This is a genomic window from Amantichitinum ursilacus (assembly GCF_001294205.1).
GTDB lineage: Bacteria > Pseudomonadota > Gammaproteobacteria > Burkholderiales > Chitinibacteraceae > Amantichitinum > Amantichitinum ursilacus.
In genome coordinates, this window is the sequence record NZ_LAQT01000010.1 from 227,136 (window position 1) to 249,293 (window position 22,158).

General features: G+C 60.5%; 19 protein-coding genes. 16 read left to right on the plus strand and 3 right to left on the minus strand.

Features of this window, described 5'->3' with window-relative positions; translation table 11 throughout:
* The 13 genes from WG78_RS14100 to WG78_RS14160 all read left to right on the plus strand — a co-directional run bounded on the left by WG78_RS14100 (position 1) and on the right by WG78_RS14160 (position 14,760).
* A complete protein-coding gene (locus WG78_RS14100) occupies positions 1-1,482 on the plus strand; it encodes a UDP-N-acetylmuramoyl-L-alanyl-D-glutamate--2,6-diaminopimelate ligase (protein ID WP_053938467.1) in 1,482 nt (493 codons plus the stop codon).
* Positions 1,479-2,885 carry a UDP-N-acetylmuramoyl-tripeptide--D-alanyl-D-alanine ligase gene (locus WG78_RS14105; protein WP_152969207.1) on the plus strand — a complete coding sequence of 469 codons (1,407 nt, stop codon included), beginning with the start codon at positions 1,479-1,481 and terminating at the stop codon, positions 2,883-2,885. Before WG78_RS14100 ends, WG78_RS14105 begins: the two co-directional genes overlap by 4 nt.
* Before the next feature lie 14 nt (positions 2,886-2,899).
* Positions 2,900-3,973 (plus strand): phospho-N-acetylmuramoyl-pentapeptide-transferase, encoded by a 1,074-nt coding sequence (gene mraY, locus WG78_RS14110; protein WP_444541704.1) that lies wholly within the window; start codon positions 2,900-2,902, stop codon positions 3,971-3,973.
* 13 nt (positions 3,974-3,986) lie between these two features.
* Positions 3,987-5,411: a UDP-N-acetylmuramoyl-L-alanine--D-glutamate ligase gene (gene murD, locus WG78_RS14115; protein WP_053938469.1), complete on the plus strand. Its 1,425-nt coding sequence runs from the start codon at positions 3,987-3,989 to the stop codon at positions 5,409-5,411.
* Positions 5,408-6,598 (plus strand): putative lipid II flippase FtsW, encoded by a 1,191-nt coding sequence (ftsW, locus tag WG78_RS14120; RefSeq protein WP_236692042.1) that lies wholly within the window; start codon positions 5,408-5,410, stop codon positions 6,596-6,598. Before murD ends, ftsW begins: the two co-directional genes overlap by 4 nt.
* Positions 6,591-7,664, plus strand: a complete 1,074-nt coding sequence (gene murG / locus WG78_RS14125) for an undecaprenyldiphospho-muramoylpentapeptide beta-N-acetylglucosaminyltransferase (RefSeq protein ID WP_201782441.1) — start codon at positions 6,591-6,593, stop codon at positions 7,662-7,664. Before ftsW ends, murG begins: the two co-directional genes overlap by 8 nt.
* Positions 7,661-9,067, plus strand: a complete 1,407-nt coding sequence (murC, locus tag WG78_RS14130) for a UDP-N-acetylmuramate--L-alanine ligase (RefSeq protein ID WP_053938472.1) — start codon at positions 7,661-7,663, stop codon at positions 9,065-9,067. The genes murG and murC overlap by 4 nt, the downstream gene beginning before the upstream one ends.
* 10 nt (positions 9,068-9,077) lie before the next feature.
* The gene (locus WG78_RS14135) at positions 9,078-9,995 is read left to right on the plus strand and encodes a D-alanine--D-alanine ligase (protein ID WP_053938473.1); all 918 of its coding nucleotides are present in this window, start codon (positions 9,078-9,080) and stop codon (positions 9,993-9,995) included.
* A gap of 2 nt (positions 9,996-9,997) precedes the next feature.
* Positions 9,998-10,744, plus strand: coding sequence for a cell division protein FtsQ/DivIB (locus WG78_RS14140; RefSeq protein ID WP_053938474.1), 747 nt, complete (start codon positions 9,998-10,000; stop codon positions 10,742-10,744).
* A gap of 86 nt (positions 10,745-10,830) precedes the next feature.
* Positions 10,831-12,063 carry a cell division protein FtsA gene (gene ftsA, locus WG78_RS14145; protein WP_201782442.1) on the plus strand — a complete coding sequence of 411 codons (1,233 nt, stop codon included), beginning with the start codon at positions 10,831-10,833 and terminating at the stop codon, positions 12,061-12,063.
* A gap of 156 nt (positions 12,064-12,219) precedes the next feature.
* Positions 12,220-13,404 carry a cell division protein FtsZ gene (ftsZ, locus tag WG78_RS14150; RefSeq protein WP_053938476.1) on the plus strand — a complete coding sequence of 395 codons (1,185 nt, stop codon included), beginning with the start codon at positions 12,220-12,222 and terminating at the stop codon, positions 13,402-13,404.
* A 246-nt stretch (positions 13,405-13,650) separates the two neighbouring features.
* Complete coding sequence (gene lpxC, locus WG78_RS14155; protein WP_053938477.1) at positions 13,651-14,565, plus strand: UDP-3-O-acyl-N-acetylglucosamine deacetylase; 915 nt, start codon at positions 13,651-13,653, stop codon at positions 14,563-14,565.
* Between the two features lie 6 nt (positions 14,566-14,571).
* Positions 14,572-14,760 carry a hypothetical protein gene (locus WG78_RS14160; protein ID WP_053938478.1) on the plus strand — a complete coding sequence of 63 codons (189 nt, stop codon included), beginning with the start codon at positions 14,572-14,574 and terminating at the stop codon, positions 14,758-14,760.
* Positions 14,761-14,935: 175 nt separating this feature from the next.
* Here WG78_RS14160 and WG78_RS14165 read toward each other — a convergent pair whose 3' ends face one another.
* Positions 14,936-16,498, minus strand: coding sequence for a response regulator (locus WG78_RS14165; protein WP_053938479.1), 1,563 nt, complete (start codon positions 16,496-16,498; stop codon positions 14,936-14,938).
* Between the two features lie 73 nt (positions 16,499-16,571).
* Positions 16,572-17,462, minus strand: coding sequence for a drug/metabolite exporter YedA (yedA, locus tag WG78_RS14170; protein ID WP_201782443.1), 891 nt, complete (start codon positions 17,460-17,462; stop codon positions 16,572-16,574).
* Between the two features lie 148 nt (positions 17,463-17,610).
* Between yedA and hslU the strand changes: the two genes are divergently transcribed.
* Complete coding sequence (gene hslU / locus WG78_RS14175) at positions 17,611-18,939, plus strand: ATP-dependent protease ATPase subunit HslU (RefSeq protein ID WP_053938480.1); 1,329 nt, start codon at positions 17,611-17,613, stop codon at positions 18,937-18,939.
* 491 nt (positions 18,940-19,430) lie between these two features.
* On the opposite strand, the gene WG78_RS14180 is transcribed toward hslU, so the two are convergent.
* Positions 19,431-19,691 carry an accessory factor UbiK family protein gene (locus WG78_RS14180; protein ID WP_053938481.1) on the minus strand — a complete coding sequence of 87 codons (261 nt, stop codon included), beginning with the start codon at positions 19,689-19,691 and terminating at the stop codon, positions 19,431-19,433.
* Between the two features lie 270 nt (positions 19,692-19,961).
* Between WG78_RS14180 and glnK the strand changes: the two genes are divergently transcribed.
* Together glnK and WG78_RS14190 are read left to right on the plus strand one after the other, a co-directional pair.
* A complete protein-coding gene (glnK, locus tag WG78_RS14185; RefSeq protein ID WP_053938482.1) occupies positions 19,962-20,300 on the plus strand; it encodes a P-II family nitrogen regulator in 339 nt (112 codons plus the stop codon).
* Between the two features lie 27 nt (positions 20,301-20,327).
* Complete coding sequence (locus WG78_RS14190) at positions 20,328-21,782, plus strand: ammonium transporter (RefSeq protein WP_053938483.1); 1,455 nt, start codon at positions 20,328-20,330, stop codon at positions 21,780-21,782.
* The last annotated feature ends 376 nt before the right edge of the window (positions 21,783-22,158 follow it).

Here is a 22,158-nt window from a genome sequence, read left to right on the forward strand (position 1 = left end):
ATGAAGCCGCACACCTGGACCCTGCCCGCGCTCGACCTCGCCGCCATCGAAACCCTGGTGGCCGGGCGCGCTTTCAGCAGCGATAGCCGCAAGCTGAACGCGGGCGACGTGTTCATCGCCTTCAAGGGCGAATATGTCGATGGCCGCGATTACATTGCGCAAGCCATCGCCGCGGGCGCATCTGCGGTGATCTGGGATGCCGAAGACTTTGCCTGGCGGCCCGAATGGAGCGTGCCCAATCTGGCCGTGCCGCAATTGCGCGCGCAGGCCGGCATTGTGGCGGCGCATCTGCACGGCAATCCGTCGCAATTCATGCGCGTGATTGGCATCACCGGCACCAACGGCAAAACCTCGATCGCACATTGGCTGACCCAGGCGTTTACGCTGTTGGGCCAGCAATCCGCGGTGCTGGGCACGATGGGCAACGGCGTGTGGGGCGAGATCACCGATTCCAGCCACACCACGCTCGACCCGCTCAGCCTGCAACAGTGGCTGGCGCAGTTCAAAGCCGCTGATGTCAGCACCGTGGCGATGGAAGTCTCATCGCATGGCCTGGCGCAAGCGCGCGCCCATGGTGTGGCGTTTGATGTGGCGGTGTTTACCAATCTGACGCGTGATCATCTGGATTACCACCATGACATGGCCAGCTACGGCGCCGAGAAGGCCAAGCTGTTCCAGTGGGAAGGCCTGAAAAGCGCGGTCATCAATGTCGATGACGAATTCGGCCGCCAACTGGCCGACCAGTGCGCCGCGCCGCAAGTGCTGACTTATGGTCTGAACACCGGCGATATCCGCGCGTTGTGGGTCAAGACCTCGCTGGACGGCATTGAGCTGGAAATCGACACCCCGTTTGGCCGTTGCCGCGTGCATAGCAGCATGATCGGCGGCTTTAACGCGTCCAATTTGCTGGCGGCGTTAGGCGCTTTGCTGGCGTCGGGCGTACCGCTGAGCGACGCAGCCGAAGTACTGCAGAAAATCGAACCCGCCGCAGGCCGCATGCAGCGTCTGGGTGGCGGTGACCAACCGCTGGTGATTGTCGACTACGCCCACACGCCCGACGCGCTGGAAAAAGCGCTGATCACGCTGCGCGCCAGCATGGACGGCGGCAAGTTGTTCTGTGTGTTTGGTTGCGGCGGCGATCGTGATCCGGGCAAACGTCCGTTGATGGCGCGCATCGCGTGTGACCAGGCCGACAACGTAGTGATTACCAGTGACAACCCGCGCACCGAAGATCCGGCGCGCATCGTTGACCAGATTGTGGCTGGCCTGGGCGGCGTGCCCGGTACCGGCGACGACCATTACACCGTCAGCATCGATCGCAAAACCGCGATTGGTGATGCGATTGCGGTGGCCGAAGCAGGCGATGTGGTGTTGATCGCTGGCAAAGGCCACGAGACTTATCAAGAAATCAACGGCGTGCGCCATCACTTCGACGATGTCGAAGAGGCGCGCGCTGCACTGCAAAGGAAGCAGCAAGCATGATATTCAGCTTGCGCGAAGCCGCCGTCGCCACCACCGGTACCCTGCACGGTGATGCTGCGGCTTCGTTCGAAAAAGTAACGTTCGACCGCGTCACCACCGACAGCCGCGATATTCAGCCCGGCGATCTGTTTGTGGCGCTCAAGGGCGAGCGTTTTGACGGCCACGACTTTGCCGCCACCGCCCTGGCGCAAGGCGCGGCCGCGGTGATGGTCGACCACGTGATTGAAGGCGCGGCCGGCAATCAGTTGCTGGTGCCCGATACGCTGCAAGGCCTGACCGATCTGGCGGGCGCATGGCGCGAGCGCATGGACCTGACGCTGATTGGCGTGACCGGCAGCAGCGGCAAAACCACGGTTAAAGAGCTGATCGCGCGCGTTCTGATCACCGCCTATGGCGAAAAGGCCGTACTGGCCACGCGCGGTAATCTGAACAACCACATTGGTGTGCCGCTGACGCTGTTGCGGCTAACGCCTGAACACCGCTTTGCCGTGATCGAAATGGGCATGAACCATTTCGGCGAAATCGAGCACCTGACGCAACTGGCCAAGCCCGATGTCGCGCTGATCAATAACGCGATGCGCGCGCATCTGGAAGCCTTGGGCTCGGTGGAAGGCGTGGCGCGCGCCAAGGGCGAGATTTTCTCAGGCCTCAAGCCGCACGGTACTGCAGTGATCAATATCGATGATGCCCATGCCGAGCTGTGGAGCAACCTGGCCGCAGGCCATCGTCAGCTGAGCTTTGGCATTGGCGCGGCCGATATCGGCGCGCGCGAAATCAGCAGCCGCGCCGATGGTTCGGAATTCATCCTCAGCGTGCCGGTGGATGAGCGCATGGCGTTTATGCCGGTGCCTGGTTTGCACAATGTGCGCAACGCGCTGGCCGCTGCGGCCGCGTGTTATGCCGCGGGGCTGAACATTGATCAGATCGTCAGCGGTCTGGCCGCACACACCGGCGTTAAAGGGCGGCTGGAACGCAAAGCCGCCGCCAATGGCGCCTTGCTGATCGACGACACCTACAACGCCAACCCCGATTCGATGCGCGCCGCCATAGACGTGCTGGCGCTGCTGGCCAGAAACACCGGCCAACCGTCGTTGCTGATTATTGGCGATATGGGCGAAGTGGGTAACGACGGCCCGGCCATGCATACCGAAGTGGGCGAATACGCTAAAGCACAAGGCATTGATCAGCTCTTTACGCTGGGCGACAGCATGCGCCTGGCTGCTGCCGCGTATGGCAGCACGCATTACAACAATCTGGAAAGCCTGCTGGCCGCAGTCACGCCAGCCATCACGCCCGACACGCTGGTGCTGGTGAAGGGCTCGCGCTTCATGCAGATGGAACGTGTGGTCAAAGCGCTGCAAGGCGCTGCGCAAGATAACAAAAACAATAAAGAGGACCACTGATCATGTTGTTGCTACTGACGCAATGGCTCGCCGAATCGATCCGCGCTTTCAACGTGTTTAACTACATCACGTTGCGCGCGGTGCTGGCCATGATTACCGCGCTCGGTATCTCGTGGATGCTGGGCCCGTGGGTAATCCGCAAACTGACCGAAATGAAAGTCGGCCAGGCCGTGCGTACCGATGGCCCGCAAACTCACCTGGTTAAAGCAGGCACGCCCACCATGGGCGGCACGCTGATTCTGCTGGCCATCGCCATCACCACGCTGCTGTGGGGCGAGCTGACCAACAAATACGTTTGGCTGGTGCTGATTGTTACGCTCACCACCGGTGTCATCGGCTTTATCGACGATTACAAGAAAGTGGCGTTGCGTAATCCGAAAGGTCTTAGCGCCAAAGCCAAGATGATCGGCCAGTCTGCCATCGCCATTGGCGCGGGCGTGTTTCTGGTTAATGCCGGCCAGTTGCCGTCGCACACCGGTTTCATCATCCCGTTTTACAAAGAAATCCTGTACCCGTTTGGCGCGATTGGTTTTTGCGTGCTCACGTACTTTGTGATTGTGGGGACGTCCAACGCGGTCAACCTGACTGATGGCCTCGATGGCCTGGCCATCATGCCCACCGTGTTTGTGGCCAGTGGCTTCTGCATTTTTGCCTATGTGGCCGGTAACGCTGTGTTCTCGCGCTATCTGGGCGTGCCGCATGTGCCGGGTGCGGGCGAGCTGGTGATTTTCTGTGCCGCTATGGCCGGCGCGGGCCTGGGCTTTTTGTGGTTTAACGCCTACCCGGCTGAAGTCTTTATGGGCGACGTGGGTGCGCTGGCGCTGGGCGCGGGCCTGGGTTCAGTGGCTGTGATTGTGCGGCAAGAGATTGTGCTGCTGATCATGGGCGGCGTGTTCGTGGTGGAAGCGCTCTCGGTGATGATCCAGGTGGCCAGCTTCAAGATGACCGGCAAGCGCGTGTTCCGCATGGCGCCGCTGCATCACCACTACGAACTGAAAGGCTGGAAAGAAACGCAGGTGGTGGTCCGCTTCTGGATCATCACTTTGTTGCTGGTGCTGGCAGGTCTGGCCACTTTGAAATTGCGTTAAGGCAGAGACGAACATGGCATGGCAAGGTAAACACTGCATCGTGGTGGGATTGGGGGATTCGGGCCTGGCGGCCGCCCGCTGGCTGGCTGCGCACGGCGCGCGCGTCAGCGTGGCCGACACCGCCACTGCCCCGCGCAACCTGGATGCGCTTAAAGCCGCGTTGCCCGCTGTGCAAACGCGGCTGGGCGCGTTTAGCGCCGCCACATTTGCCGACGCCGATGTGCTTGTCCTCAGCCCTGGGGTACCGCTGGCCGAGCCGAATGTAGCCGCCGCCGTGGCCCGTGGCGTACCCGCGATCGGTGATATCGAAGTGTTTGCCCAGGCCATCGCGGGCAGCCCGGCCAAGGTGATTGCCATTACCGGCTCTAACGGCAAATCCACCGTCACCACTATGGTCGGCAAGATGTGCGAAGCCGCGGGTCTGAAGACCGTGGTGGCGGGCAATATCGGTTTGCCGGTGCTGGACGCGCTGGCGCAATGGCAAGACAAGGGCAGCCTGCCCGACGTGTTTGTACTGGAGCTGTCGAGCTTTCAGCTGGAGACCACGTTCTCGCTGCAAGCCGATGCCGCCACCGTGCTCAACGTGACCGAAGACCATCTGGACCGCTACACCGGCATGCCGGACTACGCCGCCACCAAGGCGCGCGTGTTTAACGGTCTGGGCACCATGGTGCTGAACCGGGAAGATGGCTGGTGCCGCGGCATGGCCGTGGCGGGCCGCAACGTGGTCTGGTTTGGCGCCGACGCACCACGTAACGGCAGCGAATACGGTCTGGTCGACGTCAGCGAAAGCACCAGCCTGCGTTGTGGCGATTTCGAATTGCTGCGCGCCGATGAGCTGCCGGTGGCCGGTTTGCATAATGCCGTCAACGCGCTGGCCGCCGTGGCGCTGTGCCGTGCAATTGGTTTGCCGACTGGCCCGCTGGTGGCTGCGCTCAAGTCCTTCAAAGGCTTGCCACACCGTGTTGAGTTCGTCGCCGAGATCGATGGCGTGACCTATTACGACGATTCCAAAGGCACCAATGTGGGCGCCACCGAAGCGGCGCTGAAAGGCATGACGCAGCCGGTGGTGTTGATCGCGGGTGGTGACGGCAAGGGCCAGGATTTCCGTCCCTTGCTGCCTGCTTGCGAACGCGTCTGCCGCGCGGTGGTGCTGATCGGCCGCGATGCGCCGATCCTGGCGCAAGTGCTCAACGATGCGTCCTCACCGTATATCGCGATTGGCGATGACGAGGATGATGACGACGAAGCCTTCCTGCCGGTGCTGCAAGTGCCGACGCTGGAAATGGCCGTCGATATCGCCGCCAACCTGGCGCAACCGGGGGACGCCGTCCTGCTGTCGCCTGCCTGTGCCAGCCTGGATATGTTCCGCAATTACAAACACCGCGCCGATGTGTTTATCGCCGCGGTTAAAGCGCGTGCCGGAGAATCTGCGTGAAACAGATTTTCTACCAGGCCCTCAAGCGCGTTCGCCCCAGCATGGCGTCTTATGACAAGGCGCTGCTGTGGTGCACGCTGCTGTTGCTGGCGTTTGGCCTGGTGATGGTGTATTCCGCGTCGATTGCACAAGCCGAAGTCGATAAAGACACCGGCTTTCGCTCCACCTATTACCTGACCCGCCACGTGATCTTTCTGGTGGTGGGGCTGGTGGGCGGCTTTATCGCGTTCAATATCTCCACCAAAACCTGGCAGCAATACGCGCCCGCGTTATTTATCCTGGGCGTGTTGTTGCTGGCCGTGGTGCTGGTGCCTGGCATCGGCCGCGAAGTGAACGGCAGCCGCCGCTGGTTGTCCCTCGTGGTCATCAACCTGCAGCCGTCCGAAATCATGAAGTTTGTAGTGCCGCTGTACGCCGCCGATTACACCGTACGCAAAGCCGCCTTTATGGGCGGCAAGCTGGTGGAGAGCATTACGCGCGGCCTGTTGCCGATGCTGGTGGTGATGTTGGTGGTGGGCAGCTTGCTGCTGCTGGAGCCTGACTTTGGCGCGTTTGCCGTAATTACCGCCATCACCATGGGCTTGTTGTTCCTCGGCGGCTTTAACTGGCGTCTGTTTGCTGGCCTGATCATTGCGCTGGCGGCCGGCTTCGTCGGCTTGGTGGTCAGCTCGCCGTACCGGATGCAGCGCGTGTTGGGCTTTCTGGATCCGTGGAAAGATCCGTTCGGCAAAGGTTATCAACTCAGCCACTCGCTAATTGCCTTTGGCCGCGGCGAATGGACTGGCGTGGGCCTGGGTGCCAGCGTCGAAAAACTGTCGTATCTGCCCGAAGCGCATACCGACTTCTTGATGGCCATCATCGCCGAAGAGCTGGGCTTTATCGGCGTGGCCAGCGTGGTGCTGATGTTTGCTTTCCTCGTGCTGCGCGCGTTTTTGATCGGGGTGCAGGCGGCCAAGCTCGATCGTGCTTATCAAGCGCTGGTAGCGCAAGGCATCGGCATCTGGTTTGCGGTGCAGTCGGTCATCAATATCGGCGTGAATATGGGCCTGATGCCCACCAAGGGTCTGACCTTGCCGCTGCTGAGCTTTGGCGGCTCCGGCATCGTGGCCAATCTGCTGGCGCTGGGCGTATTGCTGCGCGTCGACTTTGAAAACCGTCAGCTGATCCGTGGGGTGCGCCGTGAGTAAACGCACTCTGTTAGTGATGGCAGGTGGCACGGGCGGCCATATTTTCCCGGCTTTGGCGGTGGCGGATGCCGTGCGCCAGCAAGGCTGGGAGGTGGTGTGGCTGGGCGCGAGTGGCGCCATGGAAACGCGCATCGTGCCGCAGCATGGCATTCCGCTCGAAACGCTCAAGATCACGGGCGTGCGCGGCAAGGGCCTGCTGAAGAAACTGATCCAGCCGTGGGTGCAATTGCGTGCGCTGCTGCAGGCGGTGGTGGTCATCTTCCGTTTCCGGCCCGATGTGTCGATCGGCTTTGGCGGCTTTACCGGTTTTGCCGGCGGCGTGGCGACACGCTTGATGTGGCTGCCCTTGGTCATCCACGAACAGAACTCGGTGGCGGGCTTAACCAACAAGACGCTGGCGCGCATCGCCAACCGCGTGTTGTTTGCTTTCCCCGGCGCTTTTGCTGCGGGCGCAAACCGCGCCTGTATCGGCAACCCGGTGCGTGGCGCGATCCTTGATGTGGCGGAACCGGCCGCGCGTTTTGCCGGGCGGAGCGGGCCGCTGAAAGTGCTGGTGGTGGGCGGCAGCCTGGGCGCGCAAGTGTTCAACAGCGAAGTGCCGCAGGCGCTGGCCTTGCTGAGCCCGGAACAGCGCCCTCGCGTGATCCATCAGGCGGGCGAAAAAAATATTGAAACGTTGCGCGCCAATTACGCCGCAGCGGGTGTGCAGGCCGATTGCGTCGCATTTATCGCTGATATGGCCAGCGCTTACGCCGAGGCGGATCTGGTGATCTGCCGCGCCGGGGCGCTCACCGTGTCCGAGCTGGCCTGCGTCGGCGCCGCCAGCGTGCTGGTGCCATACCCCAGCGCGGTGGATGACCACCAGACCGGCAACGCGCGTTATTTAAGCGATGCCGGCGCTGGCAGCTTGATTGCGCAAAACGATTTAACCGCAGCGCGGCTGGCCGCGTTGTTGCAACAGACAAACCGCGCCGATTGCCTGCGTATGGCCGAAGTGGCCCGCACGCTGGCGCGTCCTGACGCTACCCAACAGGTGGTGCGGGTGTTAGAGGAACTGGCAGCATGAAACACAAAGTCAAACACATCCATTTTGTGGGCATCGGTGGCGTCGGCATGTCCGGCATCGCTGAGGTTCTGCTTAACCTGGGTTTTGAGGTCAGCGGTTCGGACCTGGGCAGCAACGCCACCACGCAACGCCTGGCCAACGCCGGTGCGATCGTGCATCAAGGCCATGCGGCCGAGTACATCAAAGGCGCGGACGTCGTGGTCATTTCCAGCGCCGTTAACGAACAAAACCCCGAAGTGATGGCCGCGCGTGAAATCAAGGTGCCGGTGGTGCCGCGCGCCATGATGCTGGCCGAGCTGATGCGGCTGAAGCAGGGCATTGCCATCGCTGGCACGCACGGCAAAACCACCACCACCAGCCTGACCGCCTGCGTGCTGCAAGCGGCCGGGCTTGATCCCACTTTTGTGATCGGTGGCCGGCTGCATTCAGCGGGCAGCAACGCCGGTCTGGGCCAGGGGGATTTTCTGGTGGCGGAAGCCGATGAATCGGACGCGTCGTTTTTATATCTGAACCCTGTGATCTCGGTGGTGACCAACATTGATGCCGATCACATGGACACGTACGAACATGATTTCGGCAAGCTCAAGGGCGCGTTTGTGGATTTTCTGCGCCATCTGCCGTTCTACGGCCGCGCCGTGCTGTGCATTGATGATCCGCATGTGCGCGCCATCCTGCCGGAAGTCACCAGCCCGGTGACCACCTATGGCACCAGCCCCGATGCCACATTGCGCGCCGAGAACATCGTCGCCGATGGCGGTCGCATGCAGTTTGATGCGGTGTGGGAAAACGGCGAGACCAAACGCATTCCGATCACGCTGAACATGCCCGGCCGTCACAACGTGCTCAACGCACTGGCCGCAATTGGCATCGGCCTGGAAGTGGGCGCCAGCGAATGCAGCATCCAGCAAGCGCTGGCGGGTTTTACCGGCGTGGGCCGACGCTTCCAGCGTTATGGCGAAGTGACCCTGCCCGCGGCCGAAGACGGCAGCGCACGCGGCAGCATTACGCTGGTGGACGACTACGGTCACCACCCGGTGGAAATGGCCGCTACCTTGGCCGCGGCGCGTGGCGCGTTTCCGGGCCGCCGCCTGGTGCTGGCGTTCCAGCCGCATCGCTACACGCGCACGCGTGATTGTTTTGAAGATTTCGTCAAAGTGCTGTCGACCGTCGATGGTCTGTTGCTGGCCGAGGTGTATGCCGCCGGCGAGCCGCGCATCGTGGCCGCCGACAGCCGCAGCCTGAGCCGCGCTTTGCGCGTGGCGGGCAAAGTGGAACCTGTATTTGTTGAAGACATCCTTGATATGCCGCAGGCGATTCTGGCGGCGGCGCAGGATGGCGACGTTGTAATCACCATGGGCGCGGGCTCGATCGGGGCGGTCCCCGGCAAGCTGGCGCAGCAATGAGAACCGGACGATGAAGCAATTCGGAAAAGTAGCGGTAGTAATGGGCGGCACCTCCAGCGAGCGCGAAGTCTCGTTGATGAGCGGCACGGGCGTGCTCGCCGCCTTGCAAAGCAAAGGCGTGGACGCGCACAAGTTTGATCCGGCCGAAAAGCCGTTGCAGGCGCTGAAAGACGAAGGTTACGACCGCGCCTTTCTGATCCTGCATGGCCCGTTTGGCGAAGACGGCACGGTACAAGGCGCGCTGGAAGTGCTGGGCGTGCCGTATACCGGCCCCGGCGTGATGGGCTCGGCTATCGGCATGGACAAGCTGCGCACCAAGCTGATCTGGAAAGCCATGGGCTTGCCGATTCCTGATTTTGAGCTGATCGACGAGCAGACCGACTTTGCTGCGGTTGAAAAGAAACTGGGCCTGCCGCTGTTTGTAAAACCGGCGTCGGAAGGCAGCAGCGTGGGCGTGATCAAGGTCAAGCAGCCCGGCGAACTGGCGGCGGCCTTTGCCGAGGCGCGCAAATACGACCGCCTGGTGCTGGCTGAGCAGTTTGTCGGCGGCGGCGAATATACCGCCTCGGTGTTGGGCCAGCGCGTGCTGCCGTTTGTGAAGATCGAACCGGCCACCGAGTTTTATGACTACCAGGCCAAGTATTTCCGCGACGACACGGTGTATCGCTGCCCGTGTGGCTTAAGCGCCGAGCAGGAAGCACGGATCAGCCGCGATGTGCTGACGGCCTTCAACGTGATTGGCTGCAAAGGCTGGAGCCGCGTCGACTTTTTGATGGATGAAGCGGGCCAGCATTATTTGCTGGAAGTGAATACCGCGCCGGGCATGACCAGCCACAGCCTGTTTCCGATTTCGGCCCGCCAGGTCGGCATCAGTTACGAAGACCTGGTGGTGGATATCCTGGCGACCACGCTGGAAGGTAGCGCATAAGCATGTGGGATAAGCCGCAACTGCTGATGTGGTTTGCCAACTTGCTGACGGCGCTGGCGGTGTTGCTGTTGTTTTATTCGCTGGTGTTTCTGGGCGTGCATTCGCCGTTGTTTCCGGTGAAGCGCATCAAGGTGGATGGCGACCTGGCTCACGTTACGCGCGAGCAGTTGCAGTACGTGATCAAGAACGACCTGAAAGGCACGTTCTTTACGCTGGACCTGGACAAGACGCGGCAGGCATTCGAAAAGCTGCCCTGGGTGCGCCAGGTCAGCGTGCGCCGGCGCTGGCCCGACCGGCTGGAAGTGAATATCGAAGAACAACATGCCATCGCGCGTTGGGGTTCGGTGGCGTTGTTAAACAGTTATGGCGAGCGTTTTGACGCCGCCAGCAATGATCAGCTGCCGGTGCTGGAAGGCCCGGAAGGCACAGAAAAACTGATGGTGGACGGCTATGGCCAGCTTAAGCAGGCATTGGCGCCCATCGGCAAACATCCCACGCATGTGTGGTTGTCTGACCGCCGCGCGTGGCGCTTTGAGCTGGACCGGCAAGTGATTGTCGAGGTGGGTCGTAATGAAGTGATGGACCGGGTTACGCGCTTCGCCGGCGCATGGCCGGGTTCGTTGGCGCGGTTGGGCGAAAGCCAGCCGTTTGCCTATGTGGATTTGCGCTATCCCAACGGCTTTGCCGTGCGGTTGCCTGGCTACAAGCCCGCACCGCCCGCCAAAGGCGCGAAGGTAGCACCGGCGTAAGGCACAACCGGGTCGAGTGAGATTTTGAGAGAGCCGGCCCGGCTGTTTATGAATGTGATGGATCAAAGATTGCAAAGAGGTTGTCAGTGACCAGGGATACCAAAAACCTCATCGTGGGCCTCGATATCGGCACCAGCAAAGTGGTGGCGGTGGTGGCCGAAATCCAGGACGACGGATCACTTAACGTGGTCGGTCTGGGTTCGGCTGCGTCGAAGGGCCTGAAGCGTGGCGTGGTGGTGGACATCGAGAAAACGGTGAACGCCATCCAGTCGGCGCTGGGTGAAGCCGAATTGATGGCGGACTGCAAAATCCGCGAGGTGTACACCGGCATCGCCGGCAGCCACATCAAGGGCATCAACTCGCACGGCATGGTCGCCATCAAGGACAAGGAAGTCACGCAGGCCGATATGGACCGCGTGATCGAGACCGCCAGCGCGGTGAATATTCCAACCGACCACCAGGTGCTGCACATCCTGGCGCAGGAATACATCATCGACGGCCAGGAAGACGTGAAAGAGCCGCTGGGCATGTCTGGCGTGCGGCTGGAAGTGCGCGTGCACATCGTCACCGGGGCGGTTTCGGCGGTGCAGAACATCACCAAGTGCGTGCGTCGCTGCGGCCTGGAAATTGCCGAAGTGGTGCTGCAGCCGCTGGCGTCGGCCTATGCCGTGCTAACCGAAGACGAAAAAGAACTGGGCGTGTGTCTGGTGGATATCGGCGGCGGCACCACGGATATCTCGGTGTTTATCAATGGCGCCATCCGCCATACCGCGGTTATCCCCATTGCCGGCGACCAGATCACCAACGACATCGCCATGGCGCTGCGCACCCCGACCGGCGAAGCCGAGACCATCAAGCTGCAATACGGCGTGGCGCTGCGCCATATGACCGATCCGCAGCAAATGATCGAAGTGCCGGGCGTGGGCGAACGCGGTTTGCGCCAGATGAGCCGCCACACGCTGGCCGAAGTGGTGGAGCCGCGCGTGGAAGAGTTGTACAGCCTGGTGCAGGCCGAATTGCGTCGCGCCGGCTTCGAAGACCGCTTGTCCAGCGGCATCGTCATTACCGGCGGTGCGGCGTTGATGCCGGGGATGGTGGAACTGGGTGAAGAGATTTTCCATATGCCGGTGCGCCTGGGGCATCCCAAGTACGTCGGTGGTCTGGCTGAAGTGGTGAAGAACCCGCGCTTCAGCACCGCGGTGGGATTGCTGTTGATCGCCCGCGAGCAGTACATCAAGAACCCGGTCGGCCGCGCCAAGGATGGCTCGTTCGGCGATATGTTGGGCCGCATGAAATCGTGGTTCCAGAACAATTTCTGATGTCAGGACGGCAGCTTGGTCCAGGCAGGGAACACGCAGTACACGCTTAAGAAAATAAAAGTAGTCGAAGCAAAAACGGGCATTTATCAACCTTTTTTTCCGTAATTTGCAGTTGGAATTCCGGGTCAGTCATGCAGGGTCAGAGGAGATATTCAGATGGCACTTACGTTTGAAGTTCAAGAGGTTGCACACCTCGTTAACATCAAGGTCATTGGGGTTGGCGGCGCCGGTTGTAACGCCATCAACAACATGATCGACAACGCCATGCAAGGCGTGCAGTTCATTTCCGCCAACACCGACGCGCAAGTGCTGAAGCTGGCGCGCGCCGATCATGTGGTGCAACTGGGTGCGGAACTGACGCGCGGTTTTGGCGCCGGTTGCAACCCGGATATTGGCCGTCAGGCCGCCGAAGAAGATCGCGACCATATCGCCGATCTGATCGAAGGCGCTGATCTGCTGTTTATTACCGCCGGCATGGGCGGTGGCACTGGCACCGGCGCTGCCCCTGTGATCGCACAAGTGGCGCGCGAGAAAGGCATTCTGACGGTGGGCGTCGTCACCAAACCGGGCATCGACGAAGGCATGCGCCAGAAAGTGGCGCAGGTTGGTATCGACGAACTGGCCAAGTTTGTCGATTCGCTGATCGTGGTATCGAACCAGAAGCTGGAAGAAGTGCTGGGCGAAGATGTCACCATCGACGAAGCGTTCCGCGCCGCCGATGACGTCCTGCGCAGCGCCGTGGGTTCGATTGTTGAAATCATCAACTACCCGGGCCTGATCAACGTCGACTTTGCCGACGTGAAAACGGTGATGCGCGAAATGGGCATGGCCATGATGGGTTCGGCCACCGCCAGCGGTGCGGATCGTGCCGTGGTTGCGACTGAGGAAGCCATCCGCAGCCCGCTGCTGGACAACATCAACTTCAACGGCGCGCGCGGCGTGCTGGTGAACTTCAGCGCCAGCCGTACTACGCTGAAGAAGAGCGAAATCCGCCAGTCGCTGGAAATCATCAACGCCCACGTGGCCGACGATGCCCAGGTCAAGCATGGCGTGGTGTACGACGAAAGCCTGGGCGACCAGATCCGCATTACGCTGATCGCCACCGGCCTTGGCGCACGCGAATCGAACAGCAACAAGCTGAAAGTGGTGCAAGGTGGTCAGCAACAACGCACCGGTACTGACAACATGGGCTTTAACGCCGAAGACTACGACACGCCCGCCATCTGGCGTACGCGTCGCGGCGGCGGTGCCAGCGAGAGCGCCGATGCCCCGGCCGCTCGCCCGGCGCTGAACAACATCGATATGGATATCCCGGCCTTCCTGCGTCGTCAGGCAGACTGATTATTCCGCTATCGCTGTAAAGCTCTACCCCCTGACCCGGGGCAGGCGCGGCGGCCGCAAGGCGCCGCGCCTGTGCGCGTCTCCAGCGTTTTGGTGCTGGCGCGCGCGCTGTTGTCTTTATCGATTTATCAAAATGGATAAATTCCACCAATCGCCCGTATTGGGATGATCAATCCAGCCCATTGCCCGGGGCTGCTAGAATTGCGTCTCTTGGCGATTGTCATTACAGATTTGGCGGGGTAATCCATGTTTCAGCAACGCACCTTGAAATCCACGGTTCGCGCCGTTGGCGTCGGTCTGCATTCCGGCGAGCGCGTAACGCTGGTGATGAAGCCAGCGCCCGCTGAACACGGCATTGTGTTCCGCCGCTCCGACTTGCCCGGTTCGGAAAGCTTCAAGGTGGGCCCTGATCTGGTCAACGACACGCGCTTGTCGTCCACGCTGGTCAAGGATGGCGTGCGCGTGGGCACCATCGAGCATCTGATGTCGGCGTTTGCCGGCTTTGGCATCGATAACGTGCTGGTGGAAGTCGACGCGCCCGAAATGCCGATCATGGATGGTTCTGCCGCGCCGTTTATCTATCTGCTGCAATCCGCCGGTGTGGTCATGCAAAACGCGCCCAAACGCTTTGTGCGCGTGCTGCAGCCGGTGCATGTGGTGGAAGGCGACAAGTGGGTGAAGCTGGAGCCGTTTGATGGCTATAAAGCCGCGCTGACCATCGACTTCAAACATCCCGCGTTCAAGAAATCTTTGCAGTCGATCACCATCGACTTTGCCAACACCAATTACATCAGCGAAATCGCGCGTGCGCGTACTTTCGGCTTTATCCATGAAGTGGAATACATGCGCATGAACGGCCTGGCGCGTGGCGGCAGCATGGATAACGCCATCGTCATCGACGAATATCGTGTACTGAACGACGGCGGTTTGCGCTTTGATGACGAGTTTGTGCGGCACAAACTGCTGGATGCGATTGGCGACCTGTATATCCTGGGCCATCCGCTGATTGCGGCGTTCTCAGGCTTTAAATCGGGCCATGCCATGAACAACAAGCTGCTGCGCGAGCTGCTGGCCGACCCCGACAATTTTGAGCTGGTGACGTTTGATGATGACAGCCAGGTGCCGTCATCTTTCCACGCCTTGCCGCCGCTGACGATCTAAGCCCACATGTTTGCCATCATCCGGCTGCTGTTTATCCTGGCCGTGATACTGATCGGCTTTGGCGCTTTCAAATACCAACGCACCCGCGATCGCTACTGGATCCGGGTGATCACGTGGGTGCTGTATTTTGTGCTGGCGCTGCTGGTGATGTTTTTTGGTGGGCTGATTATTCAGCGGGCTATGGGTTACCCATAGGGAGGGACTCGGCGTCCCCGTCTGGATCCACCGCCAAAGAGATGTGCCCGAACCATCGCAATTGGCGTCACCCACCTTCCAGACACGTACGTCTTACGCCGCTGAAAATTGCGCGATTGCATGCCGCGCCACATTGGCGCGTCCAGGTACTTTGAGGGGTGGGTCTAGACCCACCCTATGCCCCAACCTCTTTTTGCAGTGATTCAAATTGCGGCAGCAGCCGGAAGAAGGCGTCGACCACGGCCGGATCAAACTGGGTGCCGCTGCCAGCGCGGATGGTGTCCAGCACTTGCGCGCGCGGCCAGGGTTGTTTGTACACGCGGGTTTGCGTCAGCGCGTCGTAGACATCGGCCAGCGCGGTAATGCGCGCCGCGATATTGATATTGTCGCCCGCCAGCCCGCTCGGATACCCGCTGCCATCCCAACGTTCATGATGCTGGTGCGCAATGATCGCAGCCGTCTGCAAGATCCGCGGCCGCGCGTCGCGCAGCATGGCGTAGCCCAGTGCCGAATGCGTATCCATCACCTTGCGTTCTTCCGCATCCAGCGGCCCAGGTTTGTGCAGGATGGCGTCCGGTATGCCCACCTTGCCAATATCGTGCAACGGCGTGGCAGCGCGGATGATCTCGGCGTCCTGCTCGCTCAGCCCCATCTCCAGCGCCAGTAAACCCGCGTACTGCGCCATGCGCCGGATATGGTTGCCGGTATCTTGCGAGCGCGTTTCCACCACTTCGGACAGCTGATAAATAATGTCGCGCTGCGTGTTTTCGATTTCGGCGGACAGCATCAGATTTTCATAGGCGATGCTGACATTGCGGCAGAACAGCTCGACCAGATCGCGATCCGCGTGCGACAACGCCACCGGCCCATCGATGATTAGCAGATTGACTGGCCCGTGCTGCGATTTGAAAAAACCGATGAAATGATCGGGCGCAAACACGCTTTGCTCGGTGGTGATGGCCGCACGGATGCTGTTGCCAAAGCGGTCATGCTCGACCGTGGAGAGCGTCTGGCCGCGATATTGTTCGTAGCCGCCGGTGGCGTAAATGACGCGCACATCGTCGTCGGTCGACAGCGCCGCCATGCCGCCGTGCACCACCACAAACAATGCTTCTTGCTCAAAGAACAGCAGCGATTGCAGCTGCTCCAGCACGCCTTGGGCAAATTGCACAATCGATTGCTGCTGAAAGATCGTGCTCGACGCATCAATCACTTTCAGCAAGCCGCGCCGATTGGCTTCGAGCATGCGTTTTTGCTGCTCGATCAACATGATGTCGTTGTACGAACGCAGCGTGCCGAGCACCGCGGTAAACAACTTGTCACGCGTCAGCTCGGTTTTGGCTTTGTAATCGTTGATGTCGTAGCTTTCGATGACCTGGCGCTCGGGCGCGACACCGGGTTGCCCAGTGCGCAAGATGATGCGGATATGCCGGTTGCGCAGGTCTTCGCGGATCGCGCGCGCCACGCGCAGGCCGGCGTCTTCGCTTTCCATCACCACATCGAGCAGCACCAGCGCGATATCGTCGCGCGTGCGCAGAAAATCCAGCGCTTCGGACCCGGAATAACAAGACAGCAGATTGAGCGGGCGGCCCAGAAAATTGATATTGGCCAGCGCCAGCCGGGTGACGTGATGGATGTCGGGCTCGTCGTCGACGATCAGCACATTCCAGGGCTCAACCGCAGGCGCATCGGGCGCTGCTTCGTCGTCGTCGATTAACCAGTCATCTTCTTGTGACATGCTGCCCCCTCGTTATGACAGGAGTATAGATAGAAACAGCAGTCAGAAAACAAGCGCCATGCGGCAGGGGCGCTTACTTGTTGCCAGCGGGCTTACGCTGGCCCAGCACAATCAGCGCCACACCCGCCAGAATGACCAGCATGCCGAGCACCAGGGGCAGGCTGACTTGCTCGCCCGCAAACACAGCGCCGAGGCCCACGGCCACCACCGGATTCACATAGGCATAGCTGGTGGCCAGCGCGGGGCGTGAGTGCGTGATGACGTAAACAAACGCGCTGTAGGTAATGATGGAGCCAAACACGATCAGATACAGCAGCGCCAGCCAGCTTTGGGTGGGAATCTGCGCAGGCCAGTGCTCGCCGTGGAAGGCTGCCATCGGAATCAGACACAAGCCGCCGCCCAGCATTTGCACGGCCGCCGAGGTGCCGACTGGCATATCCAGCCGCCGTTGCAGGATGGTGGCAAACGACCAACTGGCGGCGGCGATCACCACGATGATGACGCCCACCGGGTTGGCCGCAGCGCGCAGATCAAGGTTGAGCAAGGCTACGCCCGTGAAACCCAGGCCAACGCCAATCCACTCGATCACCCGCGGGCGGGTGCCAAACAGCCAGCCAAACAAAATGGCAAAGATGGGCCCGCTGGCTACCACCAGCGCGGCGATGCCGGACGGCACGGATTGCTCGGCCACGCACACAAAGCCGTTGCCCACACTCATCATCATAAAACCGATGATGACGCCATTACGCCACTGCCGCAGCGTGGGCCAGGGTGCACCGCGCCAACGCAGCCACGCCAGCAGGATCGCGCCTGCACTCAGATTGCGCACGGCCGACAACAACAGCGGCGGAATGCCTTCCAGCCCGATGCGGATGCCCAGATAGGTAGAGCCCCACACCACGTAAACAATGGCCAGGCACAGCAACAACACGGTGGGATTAACAGCGGGGCGGGTATCGGACACGGCGGCAACAATCAGGCGAGGGGCTGACCATCATGCCAGCCTGGCGCGCGCCACGCACGCCACAGCCCACCTTGAAAATCGCCGTCACAGCCTGAACCTTGAAGGCTATCGCTGCATCATCTGCAGCCAAAACTGCCTGGAAATACTGATGACCACCATGACGCCGCACGAGATTGTCCACGAGCTGGATAAACACATTGTGGGCCAGCACGACGCCAAGAAGGCCGTGGCAATCGCTTTGCGCAATCGCTGGCGTCGCCAGCAAGTGGCCGAACCGCTGCGCCACGAGATTACCCCCAAGAACATCCTGATGATCGGGCCCACCGGCGTGGGCAAAACCGAGATCGCACGCCGCCTGGCGCGGCTGGCCGATGCGCCGTTTATCAAGGTGGAAGCCACCAAATTTACTGAAGTGGGTTATGTCGGCAAAGACGTCGACAGCATCATCCGCGATCTGATCGAAGTGGCGGTTAAAGGTGCGCGCGAACGCGCCATGCAGCGTAATCGCGTGCGCGCTGAAGACGCCGCCGAAGACCGCATCCTGGATGTGCTGGTGCCCGGGCCCCCCAAGGGCCCGTTTGCGCCCAACCCGCAGCAAGACGAAGCGGGCCGCGAAACACGGCAGAAATTTCGTAAAAAGCTGCGTGAAGGCGAGCTGAACGATAAGGAAATCGAAATCGAAGTGGCCGCCGCCGCGCCCACCATGGACGTGATGGGCCCACCGGGCATGGAAGATTTCACCAGCCAGTTGCAAGACATGTTCAAGGGCGCCATGGCGGGCAAGACGCAAAAGCAGAAGCTGAAGATCAGCGAAGCGATGAAGCGGCTGACCGATGAAGAAGCGGCCAAACTGGTGAACGAAGAAGATGCCCGCGCCGAAGCGCTGCGCTCGGTGGAGCAGAACGGCATTGTGTTTATCGATGAGATCGACAAGGTGACCAGCCGCGCCGAAGGCAGCGCCGGGGAAGTCAGCCGTCAGGGCGTGCAGCGCGATTTGCTGCCGCTGGTGGAAGGCACCAGCGTCAGCACCAAGTACGGCATGGTCAACACCGATCACATTCTGTTTATTGCGTCCGGCGCCTTCCATCTAGCCCGACCGTCTGATCTGATCCCCGAACTGCAAGGCCGCTTTCCGATCCGCGTTGAGCTGGAATCGCTGTCTGTGGATGATTTCAAACGCATCCTGACGCAAACGGACGCCTGCCTGGTCAAGCAATATCAGGCGCTGATGCAAACCGAGGGCGTGACGCTGACATTTAGCGAAGACGCCATCCATCGCATCGCCGAGATTGCGTGGCAGGTGAACGAGCGCACCGAAAATATCGGCGCCCGGCGCTTGTCGACGGTGCTGGAAAAGCTGCTGGAAGATTTGTCGTACGAGGCCAGAACCGGCGAAGTGACGCTGGACGCCGCCGCCGTCAGCGCCAAGCTGGGCCCACTGGTGGGCAACGAGGATCTGGCGCGGTTTATGTTGTGATGCGCCATAGGGTGGGTCGAGACCCACCTTCCAAAGCCGTCGAAGAAGCACGCAATGGCAGATCTTTCAGCGGCTTTGACGGTGGGTCTAGACCCACCCTATGCCACCAATTTTTCCAGCGTGAGCTGCGATGCATAGGGTGGGTCATGACCCACCCACCAAAGCCAATGATCAGAACGCCGACGGCAGTGGGCCTCGTCCATGGCTTTGGATGGTGGGTCTAGACCCACCCTATGCCATCAAATTTTTCCAGCGTGAGCTGCGATGCATAGGGTGGGTCATGACCCACCCACCAAAGCCAGCAATCAGAACGCCAAGGATTGCGGGTCACATCCACGGGCTGCAGCGTGCCAACCCCGCGCAAAAAAGGCGATGCCATCACGGCATCGCCTTTTTTATCGAAGCGCCACTTCAGGGCATTACGCGACTGACCGTCCAGATGATCAACCGCGCACCCCGCCCTGCGCCGAATTTGTGCTTAAGAAACAGCCTTACAGGCTGTCTTGCGGGTTACCGCCAGTCACGCGTTGTTCCAGTTCCAGAATACGGGCTTCCAGCGCAGCCAGTTTTTCGCGGCTGCGGGCCAGCACTTCTTGCTGGATATCGAATTCTTCACGCGTCACCAGATCCATTTTGTTAAACGCCGTGCTCATCATGGCGCGCACGTTCTTCTCTACGTCTTTGGCCGGGCTATTGGCAATGGCATCCGAAATACGGCTGGCAATGTCGTCAAAAAACTTGTCTTTCAACATGATGGTTTCTCCGGGTTTTTGCTGGATTTTTTGCAGTGTAGCAGACCCGCCCGGGCTGATGGCGGGCTGACGCGATGTGCACTATGTTTCTGACAGAGCCGTCCGCACCGAAACTGTGCCGCGCCGTTTTCCAGGTTGGTTCGCGGCGCGCGGTTCTGGTGCGGCGTGTCGGTTTTTCTCCGACAAGCCGGTATTTTCCGGGCTTTGCGGCGCTTGGCATGCTTGTTGCTCATGTTGCAGTGTCGTTACCGGGACATGAGGAGCAAACCCATGAAATTTGTAACCGCCATCATCAAGCCATTCAAGCTTGATGAGGTTCGTGAAGCCCTGTCAGCAATTGGTGTTGCCGGGTTGACCGTAACCGAAGTAAAGGGTTTTGGCCGTCAGAAGGGCCATACCGAGTTGTACCGTGGTGCGGAATACGTGGTTGATTTTCTGCCCAAGGTAAAGCTCGAAGTGGCTATTGCTGACGATTTGCTGGATCAAACCGTCGAGGCCATCGAGAAAGCGGCAAACACCGGCAAGATTGGCGACGGCAAGATTTTTGTATTTGAACTGGAATCCGTGGTGCGTATCCGCACTGGCGAAACCGGCGAATCTGCGATTTAAGCAAAAATAAGGGAAGGAGATGCCCCGATGAAAAAACTATTTGCAATGGTCGCGTTGCTGGGCGCCATGTTTGTGGCCGCCCCAGGCTTCGCCGACGACGCTTCAGCGCCTGCTGCGTCTGATGCTGCGGCCGCGGTTGCGTCCGACGCATCCGCCGCTGCACCGGCGCCTGCGGCTGCCGTTGTTGCTTCCGATGCCTCTGCAGCCGCTGCGGCGCCTGCTGCCGCACCGGCGCCGACTGCACCGTTCTCGGTTGATTCGTCCAAGATCAGCGGTGGCGACACTGCATGGATGCTGACCTCCACCGCGCTGGTGCTGTTCATGACCATCCCGGGCCTGGCGCTGTTTTACGCCGGCATGGTGCGCAAAAAGAACGTGCTGGCCACCGTGATGCAAAGCTTTGCCATCACCGCGCTGATCACCGTGATCTGGGTCGTGATTGGTTATTCGCTGGCGTTTACACCGGGCAATAGCTTTATCGGCGGCTTCTCCCGCGTCATGTTGTCTGGCATGGCCTATGTGAAGGGCGCGTCGGCCACCACGCTGACCGTCAGCCACCTGGCGCAGTCCATCCCGGAATCGGTGTACATGGTCTATCAGATGACCTTTGCCATCATCACCCCGGCGCTGATCTGCGGTGCGTTTGCTGATCGCATGAAGTTCTCTGCCATGTTGGTGTTCATGGGCGTGTGGTCGATCATCGTGTATGCACCGATTGCGCACATGGTGTGGGAACCGACGGGTTGGCTGGCCACCGCTGGCATCCTTGATTTTGCTGGTGGTACGGTCGTACACATCAACGCCGGTGTAGCTGGCCTGGTTTGTGCTTTGGTACTGGGCAAGCGCGTCGGCTATGGCAAGGAAGCCATGGCACCGCACAATCTGGTGCTGTCGCTGATCGGTGCTTCGATGCTGTGGGTGGGTTGGTTCGGCTTTAACGCCGGCTCCGCACTGGCTGCTGATGGCCGCGCCGGCTTTGCCATGATGACCACGCAAGTTGCAACCGCCATGGCCGCACTGGCATGGATGTTTGCCGAGTGGATCGCCAAGGGCAAGCCTTCGGTACTGGGCATCATCTCTGGCGCCGTTGCGGGTCTGGTCGCCATCACCCCCGCCGCTGGTTTTGTGGGCGTGGGCGGTGCGTTGATCATCGGTTTGCTGGCGGGTGTCGTTTGTTTCTGGTCGGCAACGTGGCTGAAACACAAACTGGGCTACGATGACTCGCTGGATGCATTCGGTGTGCACGGCGTGGGCGGTATCCTGGGTGCCGTACTGACGGGTGTGTTTGCGGTCAAAGACATTGGCGGTGTGGATGGCAACGTGGTTCTGCAGATCAAGGGCGTGCTGTGCACCCTGATCTACAGCGGCGTGCTGACCTTCGTCCTGCTGAAGATTATTGATGTTGTGATGGGCCTGCGCGTAACGGAAGAAGAAGAACGCGAGGGTCTGGATGTAACCCTGCATGGCGAGCGCGTGGAGTAAGTCGTAGCGCGGCGGATTGCGGCAAATTCGGTTGCCGGGGTCCGCTGTGGTATGCGACGCGTGTTAGCTGGTTAGTAAATATATGCAGGTGGGTTTATCCCCAAAGAGCAGAGTCGTACCTTCACCCGCCGCAAGGCGGGTTTTTTTTTAGCTGTTGGTCGATTCTGGCGAGGCATTTTGCAGCCCGGCGGTGCTCGGAATGCGCACGTACAAACACGTACGTTTACGCTTCCTGCGCTCCGGCGGTCTGCAAACTGCCTGCGCCATAATCGACCCGATGCGTCTTTGCGGGTACGCAATGCGCTGCGCTGTTGCGAGGCGGAGGGCTCGGCTGCGGCTTCGCCCTGGGGCGATGCGCTTCGCTGGGGGGACGGGG

Excerpts from the sequence above, each read along its gene's own strand:
- WG78_RS14105 (WP_152969207.1), top strand. The coding sequence starts at position 1,479 with ATGATATTCAGCTTGCGCGAAGCCGCCGTCGCCACCACCGGTACCCTG.
- murC (WP_053938472.1), top strand. The coding sequence starts at position 7,661 with ATGAAACACAAAGTCAAACACATCCATTTTGTGGGCATCGGTGGCGTC.
- WG78_RS14165 (WP_053938479.1), bottom strand. The coding sequence starts at position 16,498 with ATGTCACAAGAAGATGACTGGTTAATCGACGACGACGAAGCAGCGCCC.
- glnK (WP_053938482.1), top strand. The coding sequence starts at position 19,962 with ATGAAATTTGTAACCGCCATCATCAAGCCATTCAAGCTTGATGAGGTT.
- WG78_RS14180 (WP_053938481.1), bottom strand. The coding sequence starts at position 19,691 with ATGTTGAAAGACAAGTTTTTTGACGACATTGCCAGCCGTATTTCGGAT.
- WG78_RS14160 (WP_053938478.1), top strand. The coding sequence starts at position 14,572 with ATGTTTGCCATCATCCGGCTGCTGTTTATCCTGGCCGTGATACTGATC.
- WG78_RS14135 (WP_053938473.1), top strand. The coding sequence starts at position 9,078 with ATGAAGCAATTCGGAAAAGTAGCGGTAGTAATGGGCGGCACCTCCAGC.
- hslU (WP_053938480.1), top strand. The coding sequence starts at position 17,611 with ATGACCACCATGACGCCGCACGAGATTGTCCACGAGCTGGATAAACAC.
- lpxC (WP_053938477.1), top strand. The coding sequence starts at position 13,651 with ATGTTTCAGCAACGCACCTTGAAATCCACGGTTCGCGCCGTTGGCGTC.
- WG78_RS14100 (WP_053938467.1), top strand. The coding sequence starts at position 1 with ATGAAGCCGCACACCTGGACCCTGCCCGCGCTCGACCTCGCCGCCATC.
- WG78_RS14190 (WP_053938483.1), top strand. The coding sequence starts at position 20,328 with ATGAAAAAACTATTTGCAATGGTCGCGTTGCTGGGCGCCATGTTTGTG.
- murD (WP_053938469.1), top strand. The coding sequence starts at position 3,987 with ATGGCATGGCAAGGTAAACACTGCATCGTGGTGGGATTGGGGGATTCG.
- WG78_RS14140 (WP_053938474.1), top strand. The coding sequence starts at position 9,998 with ATGTGGGATAAGCCGCAACTGCTGATGTGGTTTGCCAACTTGCTGACG.
- ftsZ (WP_053938476.1), top strand. The coding sequence starts at position 12,220 with ATGGCACTTACGTTTGAAGTTCAAGAGGTTGCACACCTCGTTAACATC.